14 protein-coding genes are annotated in these 17,826 nt (G+C 44.3%); 5 read left to right on the forward strand and 9 right to left on the reverse strand.

Annotated elements, in window-relative coordinates; genetic code table 11:
- Window positions 1-4: 4 nt before the first annotated feature.
- Genes V144x_RS25125 through V144x_RS25140 form a run of 4 tightly spaced genes read right to left on the reverse strand, consistent with a single transcriptional unit; the run spans window position 5 to window position 4,897 of the window.
- Window positions 5-2,254, reverse strand: a complete 2,250-nt coding sequence (locus V144x_RS25125; RefSeq protein WP_144989424.1) for a peptidoglycan D,D-transpeptidase FtsI family protein — start codon at window positions 2,252-2,254, stop codon at window positions 5-7.
- Window positions 2,255-2,308: 54 nt separating this feature from the next.
- Window positions 2,309-2,848 carry a rod shape-determining protein MreD gene (gene mreD, locus V144x_RS25130; protein ID WP_197998634.1) on the reverse strand — a complete coding sequence of 180 codons (540 nt, stop codon included), beginning with the start codon at window positions 2,846-2,848 and terminating at the stop codon, window positions 2,309-2,311.
- 15 nt (window positions 2,849-2,863) lie between these two features.
- Window positions 2,864-3,829, reverse strand: a complete 966-nt coding sequence (locus V144x_RS25135) for a rod shape-determining protein MreC (RefSeq protein WP_144989428.1) — start codon at window positions 3,827-3,829, stop codon at window positions 2,864-2,866.
- 18 nt (window positions 3,830-3,847) lie between these two features.
- Window positions 3,848-4,897, reverse strand: a complete 1,050-nt coding sequence (locus V144x_RS25140; RefSeq protein WP_144989430.1) for a rod shape-determining protein — start codon at window positions 4,895-4,897, stop codon at window positions 3,848-3,850.
- A gap of 274 nt (window positions 4,898-5,171) precedes the next feature.
- On the opposite strand from V144x_RS25140, the gene V144x_RS25145 reads away from it, so the two are divergent.
- Window positions 5,172-5,822, forward strand: coding sequence for a CPBP family intramembrane glutamic endopeptidase (locus V144x_RS25145; RefSeq protein WP_144989432.1), 651 nt, complete (start codon window positions 5,172-5,174; stop codon window positions 5,820-5,822).
- 19 nt (window positions 5,823-5,841) lie between these two features.
- On the opposite strand, the gene V144x_RS25150 is transcribed toward V144x_RS25145, so the two are convergent.
- Window positions 5,842-7,017, reverse strand: coding sequence for a TlpA family protein disulfide reductase (locus tag V144x_RS25150; RefSeq protein WP_144989434.1), 1,176 nt, complete (start codon window positions 7,015-7,017; stop codon window positions 5,842-5,844).
- 327 nt (window positions 7,018-7,344) lie between these two features.
- Between V144x_RS25150 and V144x_RS25155 the strand changes: the two genes are divergently transcribed.
- Window positions 7,345-9,777 carry a CehA/McbA family metallohydrolase gene (locus V144x_RS25155; RefSeq protein ID WP_144989436.1) on the forward strand — a complete coding sequence of 811 codons (2,433 nt, stop codon included), beginning with the start codon at window positions 7,345-7,347 and terminating at the stop codon, window positions 9,775-9,777.
- A gap of 75 nt (window positions 9,778-9,852) precedes the next feature.
- Here V144x_RS25155 and V144x_RS25160 read toward each other — a convergent pair whose 3' ends face one another.
- Window positions 9,853-10,935: a Gfo/Idh/MocA family protein gene (locus tag V144x_RS25160; protein ID WP_144989438.1), complete on the reverse strand. Its 1,083-nt coding sequence runs from the start codon at window positions 10,933-10,935 to the stop codon at window positions 9,853-9,855.
- A gap of 189 nt (window positions 10,936-11,124) precedes the next feature.
- Entirely contained in the window at window positions 11,125-12,348 is a 1,224-nt protein-coding gene (gene tyrS / locus V144x_RS25165; protein WP_144989440.1) for a tyrosine--tRNA ligase, read from the reverse strand.
- A gap of 441 nt (window positions 12,349-12,789) precedes the next feature.
- Here tyrS and V144x_RS25170 point away from each other — a divergent pair, with 441 nt between their 5' ends.
- Window positions 12,790-13,635, forward strand: coding sequence for a SirB1 family protein (locus V144x_RS25170; protein ID WP_144989443.1), 846 nt, complete (start codon window positions 12,790-12,792; stop codon window positions 13,633-13,635).
- A gap of 10 nt (window positions 13,636-13,645) precedes the next feature.
- Here the strand turns inward: V144x_RS25170 and V144x_RS25175 are convergent, their stop codons facing one another.
- Window positions 13,646-14,161 carry a hypothetical protein gene (locus V144x_RS25175; protein WP_144989445.1) on the reverse strand — a complete coding sequence of 172 codons (516 nt, stop codon included), beginning with the start codon at window positions 14,159-14,161 and terminating at the stop codon, window positions 13,646-13,648.
- 374 nt (window positions 14,162-14,535) lie between these two features.
- Entirely contained in the window at window positions 14,536-16,305 is a 1,770-nt protein-coding gene (locus tag V144x_RS25180) for a tetratricopeptide repeat protein (protein ID WP_144989447.1), read from the reverse strand.
- Between the two features lie 148 nt (window positions 16,306-16,453).
- Between V144x_RS25180 and V144x_RS25185 the strand changes: the two genes are divergently transcribed.
- Both V144x_RS25185 and V144x_RS25190 read left to right on the forward strand, forming a co-directional pair.
- Window positions 16,454-17,290 (forward strand): sugar phosphate isomerase/epimerase family protein, encoded by an 837-nt coding sequence (locus V144x_RS25185; protein ID WP_144989449.1) that lies wholly within the window; start codon window positions 16,454-16,456, stop codon window positions 17,288-17,290.
- 14 nt (window positions 17,291-17,304) lie between these two features.
- The gene (locus V144x_RS25190; RefSeq protein WP_144989451.1) at window positions 17,305-17,808 is read left to right on the forward strand and encodes a DinB family protein; all 504 of its coding nucleotides are present in this window, start codon (window positions 17,305-17,307) and stop codon (window positions 17,806-17,808) included.
- The last annotated feature ends 18 nt before the right edge of the window (window positions 17,809-17,826 follow it).

The raw sequence follows: 17,826 nt of genomic DNA on the forward strand, positions 1-17,826 counted from the left end.
GGAGTCAGTTCGCTTGTAGCTTCACTTGCGTTGAAGTCAATAAGCCAGCCTGGAGTAACGATTGAATCAGTGTTTTGGCAACTGGTCCAGCAACTTTGCTTCCTGAACCACCATGCTCAATCACAACCGCAAATGCGTACTTCGGTCGCTCTGCTGGTACAAAACCAGCAAACCATGCGTGATCATTTTTTCCACCTCCGGTCTCTGCGGTCCCCGTTTTGCCAGCAATAGTAATCTCTTTCATCCGCACGGTTTTATAACCAGTTCCTCGAGGATGCGCAACAACATTGATCAGGCCTTCACGCACACGCTGTAACGTTCCGGGATGAATACCACTCACATAACGTCTTGGATAAGAGATCATCTTGCGTGTTGTAGTAGAAGATTCAGCGGAAGGAACGATACTTTGTGCTAAATGCGGTACGATCAGTTCACCATTATTGGCGACAACGGCCATTAGACGTGCAATCTGTAAAGGGGTGGCCGTCAAACGGGACTGACCGATGGCAATTCCTAACGTATCTCCAGGGTACCAGGGAGATTTCTTTTTCTCATTTGATGGTTTGGGGTCAGGTAAATGCCCACCACGTTCACCAGGAATATCAATCCCCGTAGGTTTGCCAAATCCCAATTGGTCTGCCCAATGGTAAATGGTTTGTGGTCCTATTTTTCGTGCCGCTTGAAAGAAGTAAACATTGCAGGACTGACTTAGAGCTTGAGTCAAATTAATGTCATGGTGCCCCACTCCAAAATGACGATAGATATAATCTCGATGTCGATCAGGTCGATCCAAATATCCTCGGCAGCTAAAAAATTCATCGGGGTCAACTTTACCACTCTCCAGTAGCGCAATCGAGGTTAACGTTTTAAATGTCGATCCGGGAGGGAGCATCATCTGAGTCGCCCGCGGAAAAAGAGGGCGTTTTGGATCATTAAGCACCGCCTGCCACTCGTCTGGGGAAGGATTCAATAACAAATTCAGATCGTAGCGCGGTGCGGAAGCCATAGTAATAATCGCCCCCGTTCGGACATCTAATACCACAACACAACCACCGGCAGAGACATGATGTGGACTTCCTGTTTGATCCACATTCTGTTGTAATCTCTGTAAGGCTTGATCAAGCAGATGCTGCACCTGTCCCTGTATTTGAGTGCTTAACGTAAGGACAACATCATCACCCGATTTTGGCTCGCGAATAATTTCAATACGAACAATTTCACCCTGACGATCTTTAACAACGCGTTTTAAACCACGTAATCCGCGCAAATAACGATCATAAGACCGTTCGATTCCTGTTTTACCAATACGATCTCCTTCGCGATAATCAAGCGGATCGCCTTCAGGGAATCGCTGTTTACGTGCTGCCAAGATCTTATCGTCAATGCGATGGCGAATTCCAATCTCATGAGGGGCAATCGTCTTCTGTGGATACTCTCTCAGTGTTGCGATTTCAATATTGATTCCAGGAAACCGCTCTGGATGTGCCGAGATAGCCAACGCAATTTCTCGTGGAATGTCTGATTTGAGCGTGTGATAGTCAAGCTCTTCACGTACTACAATCCGTTCTTTTTGAGGACGTCGTGGAGGTTTGGTTAACGTTTCGTTCAAGAGCTCCCAGATCGCTGACAAGTGATTTTGACTGCTTTGCTCTTTTGAATCAGAAAACGATTCTTCTATTTGAATTTCAGATGGCACTTTCGTAGCTCTCTGGTTCACATTCTCAATAATCGTCTCGACCCGTTGTTGCGTTTTTCGACATAGCTCTTTCAATTCGTCAGGATTCATTCGCACAACGACTGCTAAATCTTCCCAGAGTTGCCGACGACGGGCTAAAACCTGCTGTTTCGCCGCCTCTACTTTTTCCTGATTTCGACGATCTATTGGTTCCAGCGACTTTAACGCCTGCTTCTTTAACCAACGTGAATTCGGTGGTTCTTCAAGCCAACGATAATGTGCCTGTAAGTCAAAGCGTTCCACATCAATCGCCAGTATTTGACCATCGACAGAGATAATACGTCCATCCCGACTCGGAATCGGTTCAATTGATTCTGTCGTCCGACCAAACTGAGAATAAAAGTACTCTGCATTCATATATTGAATAAAGAGTAAGCGTCCGCTGACCGCTAGCAAAGGGATGATCAACATAAATCCCAACAGGAAAACACGAACACCAGGCATACGATCCACCTGAAACGAATGCCCCAAAGCATCAGTTTCTGAATCCAGGTGATCATTACCAGGCCGGTTTCGCATGATGACTGTACTTCGTTTATCTTAAGAGTGGTAAATGACGATCCAGAAGTTGATTCAATGTGTAAATCGGGAATTATAAACCGTTTTGTTTCCCAAATTCTGCTGTAGGCCAACAGGGATGAATCTCCAAATCGTGTTAAACGCCATCAGCAAACTAGCGCCCACCACAGCCGTATACAAGGCATTGCCGGCTGATTGTTGCGCCAATGTACTCAAGTCAGATAGCACTTTAGCATCCCATTGATTCAGGACTCGAAAGAAACCATCGAAGAGGAAGGCTGTTACTGCTATCAAGATAAAGCGGCTCAACAGCGAACGAATTTCAAAATGAGTTTGAATTCGATACGCGATCCAGCTCAAGCAGGTCAAAAGTAGAATCCCCATGCCAGGAATTGAAGAATCGAAGGTTTCACAGATGAGTCCTACAATGATCGCCCAAAGGAAAATTTTTGTATCACGATGCCAAAACAATCCGAAACATAATATAAGCAGAATAAGGTTAGGTCGGCTACCTGCCATAATTGCATCAGGGACAAAACTAATCTGGACAATCAATAAGAAATAGCAAAGCAATAATAAACAGAAAAATTTCACAACACTCTTCCTCACTCAATTCGTCAGCATTCGCCGAGGATTAATAATTTGTCTCAGTACATTAACTTGCTTGATCTCAGAAAGTTCGACAACAGGCTTGACGATGATCTTCCAATAAGGGGCGCCTCTGGGAAGTTCAGCTTCAATCACGCGACCGTAATACATGGGCTGTCTTAAAGCCGATTGCATGCTCAGTGGGAGTTCACGGTCAACTTCCCCCGTGTAAACTTCTTGTCCCACCTGAATTGATTCCGTGGGAGGTATCTGTAACAACTGACACTTCCCTTCACCGATTCCCACTAAAATCCCATCTGTTCCCAACTGTAAACCGTCTTTTGTCTTTCGAGCGATTCGCGCCGACCCTCGATATTTAACTGAAGAAATGGGAATAAAGCTGCTAATCCAGTGCCCTACCTCACTAATTTTTCCGATCACAGCCTGCCCGGCATATAGTGAATAACCAATTTTGATTCCCTGCTTCTCTCCCAGATCAATCAACGGTAAATCAGACTGCAACACAAAAGACGATTCAGTGACCCCCTGCTCCCGTCCCTGATTGAGTAATCGACCTTCTTTCAATAATGCGATAGCTGACTCACCAAGTAATTGTGCTTCAACTAGATCAGGTATGAGTAGATCTTCTTCAGACTGTGCCTGATAAGAGGGAACGCCCGTTTGTTTTAATGTTTGTAGCTGGTCAGATAACTGCAGCGCATGTAATTCGAGACGTCTGATTTCGAAAGCTTTTTCAGATAATTCTGCTTCAAGTTTTTTTACGAGCGACTGCTGTTGAAGTTTCTGGTCTGATTGATGCTGCCATCCTTTGAACTGTTGGGCCAGCACTAATCCTGGTTTGGCGGCATCGCGAATTAAATTGAATACACGATCTGAATAGTCAGTCGGAATTACGTAAAGACACACACTTGTCAAAATCGCAAACAAAACGAGTTTAATCTCCGATGAGCGCGTCTCACGTTTCATTGCACTTAAGCCCGTCCCTTAAAAATCGCCTTCACCATTGTCGAAAGCATGCCTCCATTGCCCCAGATGCTCCAGACAAATTGCAGTTCCCCGTGCCACCGTACGAAGCGGATCTTCATCTATGCGTACCGGAATTCCCAGTTGTTCGCTCATATAATATTCGAGCCCTCGCAACAATGCGCCACCTCCCGTTAAAACCATCCCGTTGTCTGCGAGATCCGCTACAAGCTCTGGCTTGCACTGTTCGATCGTTTGCTTGCAACAGTTTAAAATTGCTTCGAGAGGTCCATGCAATGCATCGCGGAGTTCTTCGCTGGTCACTATGGCTTTGCGGGGAATACTGCTAATCGTATCCAGGCCTTTGACTTCTCCTGTCAATTCCTGTTCCAAAGGATATGCACTGCCTAATTCCATTTTGAGATCTTCTGCCGTCTGAACTCCAATACGCAGTGAAAAGTGCTGCTTCATATATTCCACTATCGCTTCATCGCATCTATCACCACCAATGCGTACAGAATTACTGACTACCGTATCCCCCAAACTCATAATAGCGACTTCACTGGTCCCTCCCCCAATGTCGCAAACCATACTCGCCATCGGTTCTGAAATCGGTAACCCCGCACCAATCCCAGCCGCCTTTGATTCTTCGATCAGATACACACGGCCTGCTCCAGCGCGCTCTGCACTGTTAAATACAGCTCGTTTCTCGACTGGTGTGATGCTCCCGGGTACAGCAATCACAACCCGTGGTCGCAGTCCGCGCGAATGGTGACGGGCCTTGTGGATGAAATAGCGCAACATCGACTCACAGAGTTCAAAGTCTGTGATCACTCCTTCTTTGAGAGGACGGACTGCAATAATACTATCTGGCGTGCGGCCCAGCATTTGTTTGGCCAATTTGCCAACAGCTGTTCCTTTTCCCAGAATTTTACGGCTTCCCTTATGCAGCGCGACAACCGAAGGTTCATCAAGCGCAATCCCCTCACCCTGGATAGCCACAATGGTATTTGCGGTTCCCAGATCTATCGCCAGATCAGGACAGAGCCATTGACGTAAACGGTGCAGCATCCTTGCACTACCGCTTCTTCAAAAAAAGAATAAAACGATCGGAAAATAGCAAACAATTGGCACTCTCTCTCGTCAGTAAAAGAGAAGCCTACTATTCATAGAACATCCTGTTAAGATTGGGAAAATGTATTCGAGATGGTGATTTTCTGCAAGATGCAGTTAGGATCGAGTAAAAAAACAATAAAACAGGAAGACCGAGTAACTTAGGATGCAAGTTATTGGTTTGGCTCCAGAGATCGCCTTGATATAATCAGTCATATTTCAGGAATAGAGAGTGAACAAACTTCCCATGTTTAATTCGGATGACGAAGAAGAATTAGAAGAAACCTTTGTGCAAGAACAACAATTCTTCATCCTGGGAGGTTCTCTCTTTTCCATTGGATTTATCCTGATTGCATTCGCATTAGGCTGGTTGCTAGGCGTGAGTCCCATTCAGTATCTTAACTGGAGTTGGTCCGACCTAATAATTGGCGTCCTGGGAGCCTTGCCTCTGTTTCTGTTTTTTCTCTTTGCTTGTCGTGTTCAGATTAAAGCGTTTCAACAAATCAAGCAATTCCTGCTTGCCGAGTTGGGGCCCCGCATAGAAAAAGGCTCGATTTTAGAGTTGTTCATTCTCTCAATCTTCATCGGCCTGGGAGAAGAGATGTTGTTTCGTGGAGTCTTACAAGCATGGGCGACTCAATATGGAGTCGTAGTCGCGATCATTTTTACGAATGTGCTATTTGGTATCGTGCATTCCGTCACGCGGCTGTATGTCATTATCGCAACTTTGATGGGTGTTTATTTAAGTCTGCTGCTCGTCACTTTTTCTCCACAAAATCTACTGATCCCAATTGTGACACACACGATTTATGATTTCCTGTGTTTCTTATACATCATCCGTATTTACCGTCAGCAAGTCACGACCGATCAGTCGGGAGCCTAGTTCTTTTTAGAGTGAGCTACTATTTTTCCTTAATCAGTTGCCTCAGTTTGTCGCGATCATTTTTTACTCTCAGACTGAATTTTCCCACAATGTTGCCTTTTCGATCGATCACAATCGTACTCGGGAAGCTATTGATACCGTAGTCAACACTCATCTTCGAATTTGCTATCGGCTCTCCACCAGGAGAGTATTGCAATTTTCGAAAACGTGTGAGTGCAACTGGAAAACCGAGGTCCTTGCCATTCCACACATTCTTTCGGACTTGGGTTAGTTTTGCATTCAATTCTTTGATCGATGTCACTTCGTCACTTTCACCATAGGGTGTATGGATGCCAATAATCGCCAGTTCTTCACTTGAAAACTCGTCTCTGATCTTGAAGAGTTCCGGAATGCCATAATAAATACAAGGACCACACCACCATCCCCAGAATTCCAAAATGACGACTTTGCCGCGTAACTGGGATATTTTGACAGGAGACCCGTTTTTCCATTCTCGTACATCGGTAATCTCTGGTGCGGGCTTACCTTCCAGAATAATCCATTTCTTGGCATTGGCATCCGTTATCCCCGCATCGAATTCTTCTTGTCCCTTATTGATGACAATCGTTTTTTCAACTGGGCTAATATTTTCTCCCGCTCCGACCAATGTGAACCTGCCCGGAGGCAAGAAGAAATGAAGTGTCGAACCTGTCTCGTAACACCATTGGCAAATCATGTCTTCAGAAGCGCTAAGCCCTCGAACCTGACCGATCTTTTTGCCAACCTGATTTAGTTGATTACTTTTTATTCGCCAAGTAACATGGCATTCGGGATACATTGTTAAAACAAGTGGCAGTTCTTTTGTCTTTAAGAGATCCGTGCGTTTCACAGCAACAAGACATCTTTCGGCGTGTCGGGCGTATATCATTCCGCGATATTTGTCGGGATCTCGGAATTGAATGATGCCATCAGAATCTGACTTGAGCTCAAATTTTCCAAAATTCCAATCAACGCCATTCTCACTATCATAACCTTTAATGATGGCGGACATCCCCGTCTGTGCACCAGCGACAGGCTTACCACGCTCATCGACCAGTTGTATCGTAAGAAATGGTTTGCTTTCTGGTGACTTCTTTATATTTACATCGTCCGCATGAACCACATTTAACAAAAGCAATGTTATTGCCACTATTTTCGTTTGAATTACTAATCGCATACTTTTTTCCAGTTATTGTCAGGTTGTTGATAGAAACCTCCCTGTAGAAAGGCTCCATACCAAACCTTTGTTTATCAAACAAAAATATTTCATAAAAATCGCCAAAAAACATGTATAAAACTAAAACATCATATAAAATCACTCCACTAAAGAGTTTTCCAAGACATTTCAAATGATGATGAAATCTGACGGCAGTTGTCCAAGCTTTCCGAACGGTAATGGTACCTTTTATCAAGACAAAACGATCTCTTGTCAGTATAGTATGAAATGACTCTTACAGTTCTACAAGATAGAGCAAATTATGCTAGAAACTGGAAAGCTTGAAAGATGACCTCACCGCAAAGTTTTCTATCTCTTCTTGTTGTCAGCTTCTTTGGCCTGATTCTCCAACCACAATTTGCACAATCACAAGAAAACGCTAAGTTTCAAAAAATAGAAACACCAGCGATTGGTGCTATCAACCCCCGACTTGCCCCTGATGGACAATCAATGGTTTTTTCCTGGAAGGGATCTCTCTGGATTAATCCTCTGCCAGATGGCCCATTGCAACAATTAACATTCGATGCCGCTTATGACATCGAGCCAACCTGGTCCATTGATGGGAAACAGATCGCGTATATCCATAGTCCTCCGTTTACGACAGGCTTATTAAAGATCATCAATGTGGATACCAAAACGGCCGTTCGCTTACCTAAAATAGTTATCGCGCGCGGAAAACTTTACTTTCATCCAGATGGTTCCCAGATTCTGGGAAATTTTTACTTACCTTCGAAAAAGATGGGATTGAGTTGGTTTCATTTAAAAACTGGCGAATTAAGTCCTCTGCATTCTCCGCCACAATTGATCAGATGGCTTTCACTTTCCGGAGATGGGACAACAATTGCTTATGCAACTACTAAGGATGTCTTTGGCCAACAAACGGGTAATAACGGCCCACAGGCAGACCTCTGGCAAATTCCGGCAATGGGTGGCCAACCTCAAAAAATCATCGAATTTCCCAGTCGCATTTATGACCTCGCCTGGATTGGGAAGAAGCGAGAACTACTTGTAGTGTCAGAGCTAGGTGGCGTACACAACGATCTCTGGCGAGTCCCTCTCGACGATCCTCACCGGCTCATGAAAAAATTGACTTTCGGTCAAGCAGACGAAGATGCTCCATCGACCGATCTAAAGGGACATCGTGTTCTCTATACCGATAATCATAAAGGACTCACTCAACTTGTCTTGCGAGACCTGGAATCCGACAATCAAAAAGTTGTACGTTATATCAGACCAACGGTTAAAAAACTTCGACTTTCTACCATCGATGAGCTCACGAAAAAGCCCATCACCACGCGTGTAGTCATCAAATCAGACAAAGGACAATACTTTACCCCCCTTGATGCACTCTACCGCGTTTCGATACGTGGTTTTGATTGCTTTTTCTATTGTCGTGGAGAATGTGAGGTCGATTTACCTTCGGGAACTTATCACGTAACGGTGCAACGAGGATTTGAATATCGTCCGGTTCATCAAAAAATCACAATCGATGCTGATGAGACTCACAAATCAATTACTTTAAAACGATGGATCAATCAACCTGCAAAAGGCTGGTATAGCGGTGAAAACCATATTCACGCCAATTATGGGTACGGACACTGGTATAACCAGCCGAAAAATGTTCTGGCACAGTGTGCGGGAGAAGATCTGAATATCTGCAATTTAGTTGTCGCCAACTCTGATACTGATGCAGTCTTCGATCGAGAGTTCTTCCGCGGACGTCCTGACCGTCTCTCGACACAAGAAACGATTTTGTATTGGAATCAGGAATTCCGCAGCACATTCTGGGGACATATGACACTCGTTAATTTGAAACAACTGGTTGAACCCATCTTCACCGGTTTTAAGGATACGACAAACCCCTGGGATGTACCCACCAATAGTGATATCGCTTTGGAAACCCACCGCCATCACGGACATTCGAACTATACACATCCCTTTCGGCATCTTGAAGATCCATACAAAGGCCCCTATTCAGCGAAAGGAATTCCCGTTGATGTTGCATTGGGTCATATCGATTCACTTGATATTAACTCTGGTTATCCGACTCCCCTGAGCACCTGGTATCAATTTCTAAACTGCGGATTTCAACTACCGGCTTCTGCAGGAACGGACTGTTTTTTGAATCGGATCCGCAGTCGCTATCCTGGACAGGACCGTGTTTATGTCAACATTGATGGCCCACTTGAATATCAAAAATGGATCTCTGGATTGCGTGCTGGCCGCTCTTTTGTCACCAATGGCCCCATGATTGAATTCAAAGTCAACAATAAGCTGGCCGGGGCAGTGATTAAATTGACGCAGGCAGACACGATTCAAGTTAACGCATTAGGCACTTCCCAGTTTCCTCTAGAACAGGGGGAATTGATTCTAAATGGAAAGGTTATTTCAAAGACGAAGCCAAACGCCAAAGGACAACTCGTATTCGATGAACCGATCAAAGTTGACCAAAGTGGCTGGATTGCATTTCGAGTATCAGGACCTAAACATGAAGACCATCACGCCCATAAGCTCTATGCGCATTCTAATCCCGTCTATTTGCAGGTCGCAAATCAATCCTTTGATGCAGCAGTCGATGCAGAGTTTTTTCTCGCCTGGATTGATCGCCTGGAAATGGAGTTACATCAACGGAACCGTATACCGACTCACGAGCAACATGAACATGTTCACAAGCAACTCAATGCAGCTCGTGCCGTTTATCAAAAAATGATCTCAAACTAGATGAATCAGCACTTGAAAAGAAACAGGCTGGCTCGAGTGCCAGCCTGTTTTATCTTGTCATTTCCCTAATCGGAATTACTTTTTCTTCTGGTTTGGAATTTTTGGATCTCGTTTCAGTGGCAGGGAAACCTGCTTACCAGTCCATGAAGATTGATAGATGGCCAGAATGATTTCCACACTCTTACGACCATCGTTACCATCAACCAATGGTTTTTTTCCAGTCTTGATCGATTTGATAAAGTCCTTCAACTGTTCCATATGGCCCGCATAGGAAATAGCAGAAGGGTCACTTGCGCCGCCTGTATTTCCACTTTTTTTAGCGAGTTCCGTACGAATTTTTTGATCACGGGCATTCTTTTTGGCAAATTCCCAATGCAGGACATCGTCCTGTTCAATAATCACAGTTCCCTCTGTACCGGAGATTTCTGTTTTCTTGAGCAGGCCCGGATAAACACTGGTCGTTGCTTCGATGACACCCAGAGCCCCGTTTTTGAACCGGATTGTGGCGACTCCCGTATCTTCCACTTCGATCCGTTTATGGGCCAGTGTTCCCGTCATTCCATTCACGTCGGCAACTTCCCCCATGAACCAATACAAGAGGTCAACATTATGGATCGCCTGATTCATATAGGCACCGCCCCCATCCAATTGCCAGGTACCACGCCATCCGCCGCTGTCATAGTATTCCTGAGTGCGCCACCATTTCACATAAGTATCGCCTAATGTTAGTTTTCCAAAGCGTCCCTTCTCAATCGCTTTTTTTAGTTCCTGATTAGCGGCTCCGAAGCGAGATGGCATAATGGTTGCAAGCTGAACCTTATTCTTCTTGCAGGCATTGATAATGGCATCACAGCGTTTCAAAGTAATTTCCAGTGGTTTTTCGACCACAACATGTTTACCAGCATTTGCAGCAGCCACCGCCGGATCCATATGCGCACCACTGGGAGTGCAAATCGTGACAACATCCACTTTCGGATCTGCCAGCATTTCGTCCAAATCATGATAGGCCGTGCAACCATTCGCTTCTGCAAACTTATCAGCCGATCCCGCAAACCGATCAAAGCAGGCGACTAGTTTAGCTCCCCGAATTTCTGCGAGAGCCATTGCATGAAAGTTCGAAATCATGCCACAGCCGACAATTCCAAAACCTGTTGCCATAACTGTTGTTTCCTGTAGTTCATTCAAAAGATGGAGTTTTCGCCAGAAGAAACTCTGAAGCTGGCGGACAGTACTGCCGTTTCAAGCGGCTAAGACCACGTTTTACGAAGTATTAACGATGATTGCAATGAGCGCGGAATTTTTTCTTTTGATTGTTAAAAAACCAAGCCCGTTCCACATCCATTGCTTTTACTCGACTAATTCAATCTGACAGAATCGCTTTTTGCCCACCCAGAGCAACAAACCCGATTCCACACGAATCGCCTGATCATGGGTTTCGATTTTCGACTTCTCTTCCCCCATTTTGGCCCCACCCTGTTGAATCGACCGCCGGGCATCACTGGTAGAGGCACATAATCCAACCTGCTTCAGTAAATTCGCTGCAGGTAAAGTGGCATCTTCATTGAGTTCCGATTTTGATACTTTCACAACAGGAATTTCAGATGGTAAACCTCCCGAACCGATTTCACGTTGCCAACGTTCGGCTGCTTCGTCAGCTGTAGAAGCACTGTGGTATTCTGCGATAATCGTTTTCGCCAATTGTACTTTGGCTTCTTTGGGGTGTCCTTGTAAGATCGAGGTCACTTCATCCAAAGGAAAATCGGTCAGCAATTCAAAAAACATCTGCATACTGTCATCAGAAAGTTGCATGAACTTTTTCATCATGTCGTAGGGAGATTCACTAATCCCAATATAGTTCCCCAGACTTTTTCCCATTCGACGAACGCCATCCGTGCCAACCAGAATCGGCGACATCACACTGACCTGCTGGTGCAATCCCTGATCTTTTTGCAAATCACGGGCTAACATAAAAGAGTAAAGCTGTTCGGTTCCGCCTAATTCAATGTCTGCTTTGATCTCAACGGAATCCCAAGCCTGCATAATAGGATAAAGGCATTCATGCAGATAAATCGCTGCCTCTTCACGATACCGCTTCGAAAAATCATCTCGGGTCAGTAACTGGGCAACTGTGACTTTACTGCAGAGTTCCAAAATTTCCGCAAAGCTCATTTTACTGAACCAGTCGCCATTCCGAACGACTTCTGCATGTTCCAGATCAATTACTTTGCCCACCTGATTCAGGTAATCAATCGCATTCGCTTCTACCTGTTCGGTTGTGAGACGTGCCCGTGTTTCGTCCCTGCCGCTGGGGTCGCCTACCAGAGCAGTATAATTACCGATAATTATGACGGCTTGATGTCCCAATTCCTGAAATTGTCGCATCTTCCGCATCGGAACGGTGTGCCCCAAATGTAGATCAATGCCTGTGGGATCAATCCCATATTTGACGCGTAACGGAGTACCTGTTTCTCGACTCCATTTCAGTTTTTCCGCCAGTTCCTGCTCAGGGACAATCTTTTCGACACCGCGACGGATTACAGCCATTTGCTCTTCAACAGGCAAAAATTGCATGGAACGTACCAAACTCTCATCTCAAAAAAGTAAATCTGACAAATAAGGTCTCGCCCATTTTGTCGACTCACACTACTAGCGTCAATCGAACTCGCTAATTGATAGCCTGTAATTTTGATACGATTTAACCAATCGATGTCTGCTGAGATAATATTTGGTTTCATTCGTGTTAGTGAGTCTCGAAATCTCATTAATAAACATCGATTTTAGTCTATTTGCGCTCACTCGCTCTGCGCGTGAGTTAATCAAACTACAGGAATTCATGATTGATTCGAGCTTATTTGACTTGCAAAAAACTCGAAGTTTTCACCTGTACAGAGAATTTAATCGCTTCTTGCTCTTTTGCAAAACTCGATTCAAAAATAGAATACGTGCAATCCCTCTATCTCCATTTTACATAACGACCAGTATAAGATCTCTCCAAAACAAAGCCTGCCCTTAATGGACACTTCCGATTTATTTGAATTCAAGCAGGATCAAGAATTTTCAAAGCTCCTGCACCACGATAATTATATCGACCTCACAACTGCGGCTCTCGAAATAGCCCGTGATGACCAACCTGACTTGGTGTTTGATTCGGTTCATGCTTGGGTTCGACAACGCGCCAGCGAGCTTTCCAGCCGAGTTGCACTGGCTGAGGACGATCGATCTCTCATCCAAGCTGTTGTGGAATGCCTCGCCAAAGAACACGGGTTAATGGGAAATAACATCTGCTATCATCGAGCAGAAGGAAGTTACCTAAATCATGTTATTGAAAAAAAACAAGGGCTCCCAATTTCTCTGTCTTTAATCTATATGGCTGTCGGCAAAGAACTGGGTATTGAGATCCAGGGAGTCGCCGCCCCAATGCAATTCATTCTGCGATATGAAACACAGGCGGGACCACTCTTCATTGACCCTTATTTGAAAGGTGCCGTTTATAATGAGGAGGAATGCCTGATCCGGCTGGCAGAATTAACAGATCTTTCCAACAAGGAACTAAGCAGACTTTTAAAACCAGCCACCCACCGAGAGATTATCATTCGCATGCTCATGAACCTCAAACGAATTCATGAAGAACAGCAGGATTATCAGAAAGCATGGAATGTACAACGCAGGCTATTTGCGCTAAGCCCTCTTTCAAATGCACATAAAAAAGACCTGGCAGCTTACAGCTTTAAAATAAAACAACTAAGCCTATCAATCGAGTTACTCGAAAGCTGTCTCAAAAGCTGTCCTGAATCTGAGTGGAATTCTATCAAATTGATGCTGCAAAAAGCACACTCTGAACTCGCACAATGGAACTGACACCTGTCGTTCAAAGTTCGAAATGAGACTTATCGACTTCAATCTGTCGAATAAATTTACCACCACTCTGGAATAATTGCGCTTCCGAAAAACGGCTCCATGCCAAACGTGTGATGAGAAATTCCAACGTTGGCTTTTCTAAGTCGAGTACAATCGCAACTTCGCGCGAATAAATCGGCTCAGAATGTGCAAATGAAATACCCTCGATAGATAGATTTCTGCCCTCAACCGTCTGCAGTTCACTTTCCAGTTGCTTTGTTTTCTCATCAACAAATGCCAGTCCAATTGGCCGCTCGAATGAAATCCGATGCCAAGCACGGCTACTGGTCAATGTCGGTTCAAGGTACCAACTGGCGACAACTGCTTCAGCAAGCTTGCATAATTCAGGAATTTGACGCAAACACGGAAACTGTTTTGTTTCGCGCAGAAAAATGTCTTTTTTGTCGAACTTAAAATCTGGAGTTTTGAGATTCAACGCACCGTCTAAGCGAGGCCCTCTCTCGTACTCTTCCACTATTTGACCCATATTTTAGCTCTTATTAAAGTAACACAACTGACAACAGACACATTGATTAATAATTCACGGAGTCAGATTTCAGTATCTTTGCCGGAAAGCACTTGCTCGGGAAATGCCGTCGAAGGGAGAGTTCAGGGAGAGAGATATTGGTAATCTAGTTCGAAAGGTCTTCGGCGTCAAATTTTTCTGAATTCGGAAACGAATTCAAAATCAGACAATCCAGAAATAATCACTTTAGACTGTATAGTCGGTAAAACTGCGACAATAGAAAAGAAGGTTCATGTTCATTAAAAGCAATAGCTTGTCGCCATGAGAATACATTTTGAAAACAAAGAGAGGCTTTCCCCTCATTTAAGCATTCTGAGAGAAAAATTGAGTCAAACCTACTGGAATTGCCGTTCCAGCTCTGATTTCATTTCGTTAATGACTGGTTCCCATTCTCCCAGGTGAATTTGTCGAAACAAACGGGCTGTCGGATACCAGGGGCTGTCAGTTCGGTTCAAAAACCAGCGCCATTCAGGAAGTGGTGAAATCAAGATCCAAACGGGAACTCCGAGAGATCCTGCAAGATGAGCCAAAGCTGTATCACTGGTTATCACCAAATCCAGATTCTGAATCAAGGCCGCCGCTTCCATGAAAGATCCCGTCTCCGCCTGATATTCGGCTCCCGGTTGCCACAAATTTTCTGACGATTTTAAGACCTGGATCTGTTCCAATCCATTTACCTGCTGCAGGCTAACGAGTTTCACACCCGCTACTTCACCTAGAGGCATTAATGTCTCTAAGGCAACAGACCGAAATTCATTCTTGGGAAAATTAGTATTGCCACTCCAGTTTAAGCCAACTTTCTTTCCATCTATACCTGACAGCATATTTCGCCAGTGTTCTTTCCTTTCCAGTGTGGGCACAAAAAACGGTATCTCAGTAGGTATCGTTTCAAAACTGGTTGCCAGATAGCGAGGTACGCTCAATAAAGAACTTTGATAGTTGTATTGGGGTATCTCATCGCCTTCAATTAAAACCTGATCAATCTCTGGAATAGTTTTTATCAATTCGGCTAATTCTGTCTGGCAAAGTAACAAAACTTTAACTGCGCCTTGTTTCTTTAATTCTATGGCAAAACGGATAAACAACAGTGTGTCACCAAACCCTTGTTCGCACCACAAAAAGATGGTTTTCCCATCTAAAGGTTCTCCCTGCCAACGCGAACCAGCATGATTCTGCTGAGCTGCCGGATCAATATCTGTGCGTCGTTCGTAACCTCGCCAGCCTGAGACTAAATCTCCATTCAACATACGCGTTGTTGCGAGATTGAATTCGGCCATTGGAAATTCAGGACGCAAACTCAACGCTTTTTGGAAATTTTCACAAGCTCCTTCGATATCATGTTTGAGCTTTAAGGCATTACCCAAATTGTTATAGCCTTCGGGTTGATCGGGTGCCGCCTGAATTGAACGTTGCGCTGTTTCAATCGCTGCAGTCGTATCGCCCATTTGCTCATACACATAACTCAAACTTACCAAAATCTGATAATGCTCGGGATTCGATTGCAAAATTGTTTCATACAGCTGAATGGCTTCAGGGTACTGTCGTTGTAAGACAAGTACGTAGGCCAGTTTCATTGCGACATTAAAATTGGCTGGTGTTTTTTCCAGCAGTTCCCGATAAATACTCTCAGCCTGTTTTTGCTCTCCCGTCAACTTCAAAACATCGGCCAACTTCTCGTAGGTTTCCGAATTTTCTTTGTTCAATTCATATGATTTTCTATAACACTTGGCTGCCTCTTCCAACAACCCACGACTTTCCAGTAATGAACCCAGGTTGAAATAAGCACGTTCATAATGAGGATGAATACGAATTGCTTGCTCAAACGATTGACCCGCTTCATCCCATTTGCCGGCTGCATGGTATGCAACCCCGAGGTTATTATGCACATCTGGCATCTCGGGCTGTAATTGAACCACCTTAAGAAAATTTTCAATACTCTGGTCCAAATCACCTCGCTGCAGTTGTAGTGTTCCCAGATAATACAGCGCCTCCCACTGCCGGGCGTCCGATTCCAGAATACTCTTGTAGATTCGTTCTGCTTGATCCAAATTCCCTGCTTGATGGAGCGATAACGCCGATTTTAGCTGTTCCTGTGTCTCAACCATGTATCACACTCTTCCATTTTCCTAATGAGGAAGCTTAGATCAAAAGCTTTCGCCAGTTGGCTTTGAATTTGTCGCTGGCTCAAAGTAACATCCTGTTAGCAGTACTGCAATAACGGTTCGTGGATCCTTGACATAGAAAGTAAAATGGATGGCCGCTCTTGTCTCTTGCCTGACAAACTCATATGGTCGTTTTGGCCCTATCGCCGCGATGGAACATATTCGTGATGCCGGTCTCGAACACCTGGAACTCAATATCAAAAATCATGGTGTCCCTTCGTTCTTTAAAGAAACACCGATCTTAACGAATGGCTCAGTACAGAGTGATATAGACCAAGTCAAAGACCTCCTGAAACAACATCGGGTACAGCTTTCCAGTTGTAATATTACGAGTGGAAACCCGCTTGACCCTGAAATTGTTGTGATCACAAAACAAAAGCTTGATCTCGTACATCGATTAGAAGTAAGTCTGGTTGTGGGGGGAGCAGGTGAAATCGAAGACGAATCACAAAGAAAGACCCTCTATCAACACTTGCAGGACATCGGAGACTACGCAGCGGAAAGAGGAATTACCTATTGTTTTGAAACACATCCTGGTATTTGCGTCAATGCGGCCGGAATGTTGCGTACGATGACTGATCTAAATCACCCACAACTAAGACTCAACTTCGACACAGGTAATATTAATTATTACAACGAGCATGCTAACGTTGTAGAAGAATTACGCGAGGTCGTTCCATTCGTAAAGCACGTTCATCTGAAAGACTCTTACTGTAAGTATAAGGATTGGCATTTTACCACCCTTGGCGAAGCTGGCGGCGTGGACTTTCTTAAAATCCGTTTTCTCTTGGAAGATCAGAACTTCGGAGGCCCTTACAGCCTGGAAATCGAAGGAATCGGAGGCGAAGATGATCCCACACTGGAAGAACACCATAAGCGTGTAAAACAAAGCGTACAATATTTGAAAGAGTGCGGATTCTTTGATTGAAAGGTTATGGCAACATGATTGAATATTTAAAGAAAATCATCTCAGATCAATTTGAAGCATCACTCTGTATGCTGGGGGATTGTATTCAAAACTGCCCACAAAATCATTGGCACGAAAAAAATGTTAATATGGATTTTGGATATGTTGCCTATCATACATTGTGTTTCGTCGATCTTTATCTTTCACCAGACGAAGCTTCTTTTCAACTCCGTGATTTTCACAATGAACAAGATGAAGATCCATTCAAGCCAAAATTGGATTATCCTTTAACACAAGAGATCGTTTCTGACTACCTGAAGACATGTCGAAAGAAAGCACTTGATACGGTTGCAGAAGAAACGGAGAACTCACTCAAAAAAGAATCTGGGTTTGATTGGTTACCAATCACGCGTGGTGAATTACACATCTATAATATTCGGCACATTCAACATCATACCGGACAACTCAGTGCCTACTTACGCCGAATTGATATAAATGCAAAATGGGTGTCCACAGGCTGGAATCCCGGTGTGATTTGAGGCATGCGGGAACACAAT

It is taken from the genome of Gimesia aquarii, assembly GCF_007748195.1.
GTDB classification, from domain to species: Bacteria; Planctomycetota; Planctomycetia; order Planctomycetales; family Planctomycetaceae; genus Gimesia; species Gimesia aquarii.

Bases quoted from the DNA above. Each gene is read 5' to 3' on its own strand.
- V144x_RS25185 (WP_144989449.1), top strand. From the start codon at position 16,454: ATGGCCGCTCTTGTCTCTTGCCTGACAAACTCATATGGTCGTTTTGGC.
- V144x_RS25160 (WP_144989438.1), bottom strand. From the start codon at position 10,935: ATGGCAACAGGTTTTGGAATTGTCGGCTGTGGCATGATTTCGAACTTT.
- V144x_RS25140 (WP_144989430.1), bottom strand. From the start codon at position 4,897: ATGCTGCACCGTTTACGTCAATGGCTCTGTCCTGATCTGGCGATAGAT.
- V144x_RS25190 (WP_144989451.1), top strand. From the start codon at position 17,305: ATGATTGAATATTTAAAGAAAATCATCTCAGATCAATTTGAAGCATCA.
- V144x_RS25135 (WP_144989428.1), bottom strand. From the start codon at position 3,829: ATGAAACGTGAGACGCGCTCATCGGAGATTAAACTCGTTTTGTTTGCG.
- V144x_RS25170 (WP_144989443.1), top strand. From the start codon at position 12,790: ATGGACACTTCCGATTTATTTGAATTCAAGCAGGATCAAGAATTTTCA.
- V144x_RS25125 (WP_144989424.1), bottom strand. From the start codon at position 2,254: ATGCGAAACCGGCCTGGTAATGATCACCTGGATTCAGAAACTGATGCT.
- V144x_RS25175 (WP_144989445.1), bottom strand. From the start codon at position 14,161: ATGGGTCAAATAGTGGAAGAGTACGAGAGAGGGCCTCGCTTAGACGGT.
- V144x_RS25180 (WP_144989447.1), bottom strand. From the start codon at position 16,305: ATGGTTGAGACACAGGAACAGCTAAAATCGGCGTTATCGCTCCATCAA.
- V144x_RS25150 (WP_144989434.1), bottom strand. From the start codon at position 7,017: ATGCGATTAGTAATTCAAACGAAAATAGTGGCAATAACATTGCTTTTG.
- V144x_RS25155 (WP_144989436.1), top strand. From the start codon at position 7,345: ATGACCTCACCGCAAAGTTTTCTATCTCTTCTTGTTGTCAGCTTCTTT.
- tyrS (WP_144989440.1), bottom strand. From the start codon at position 12,348: ATGCAATTTTTGCCTGTTGAAGAGCAAATGGCTGTAATCCGTCGCGGT.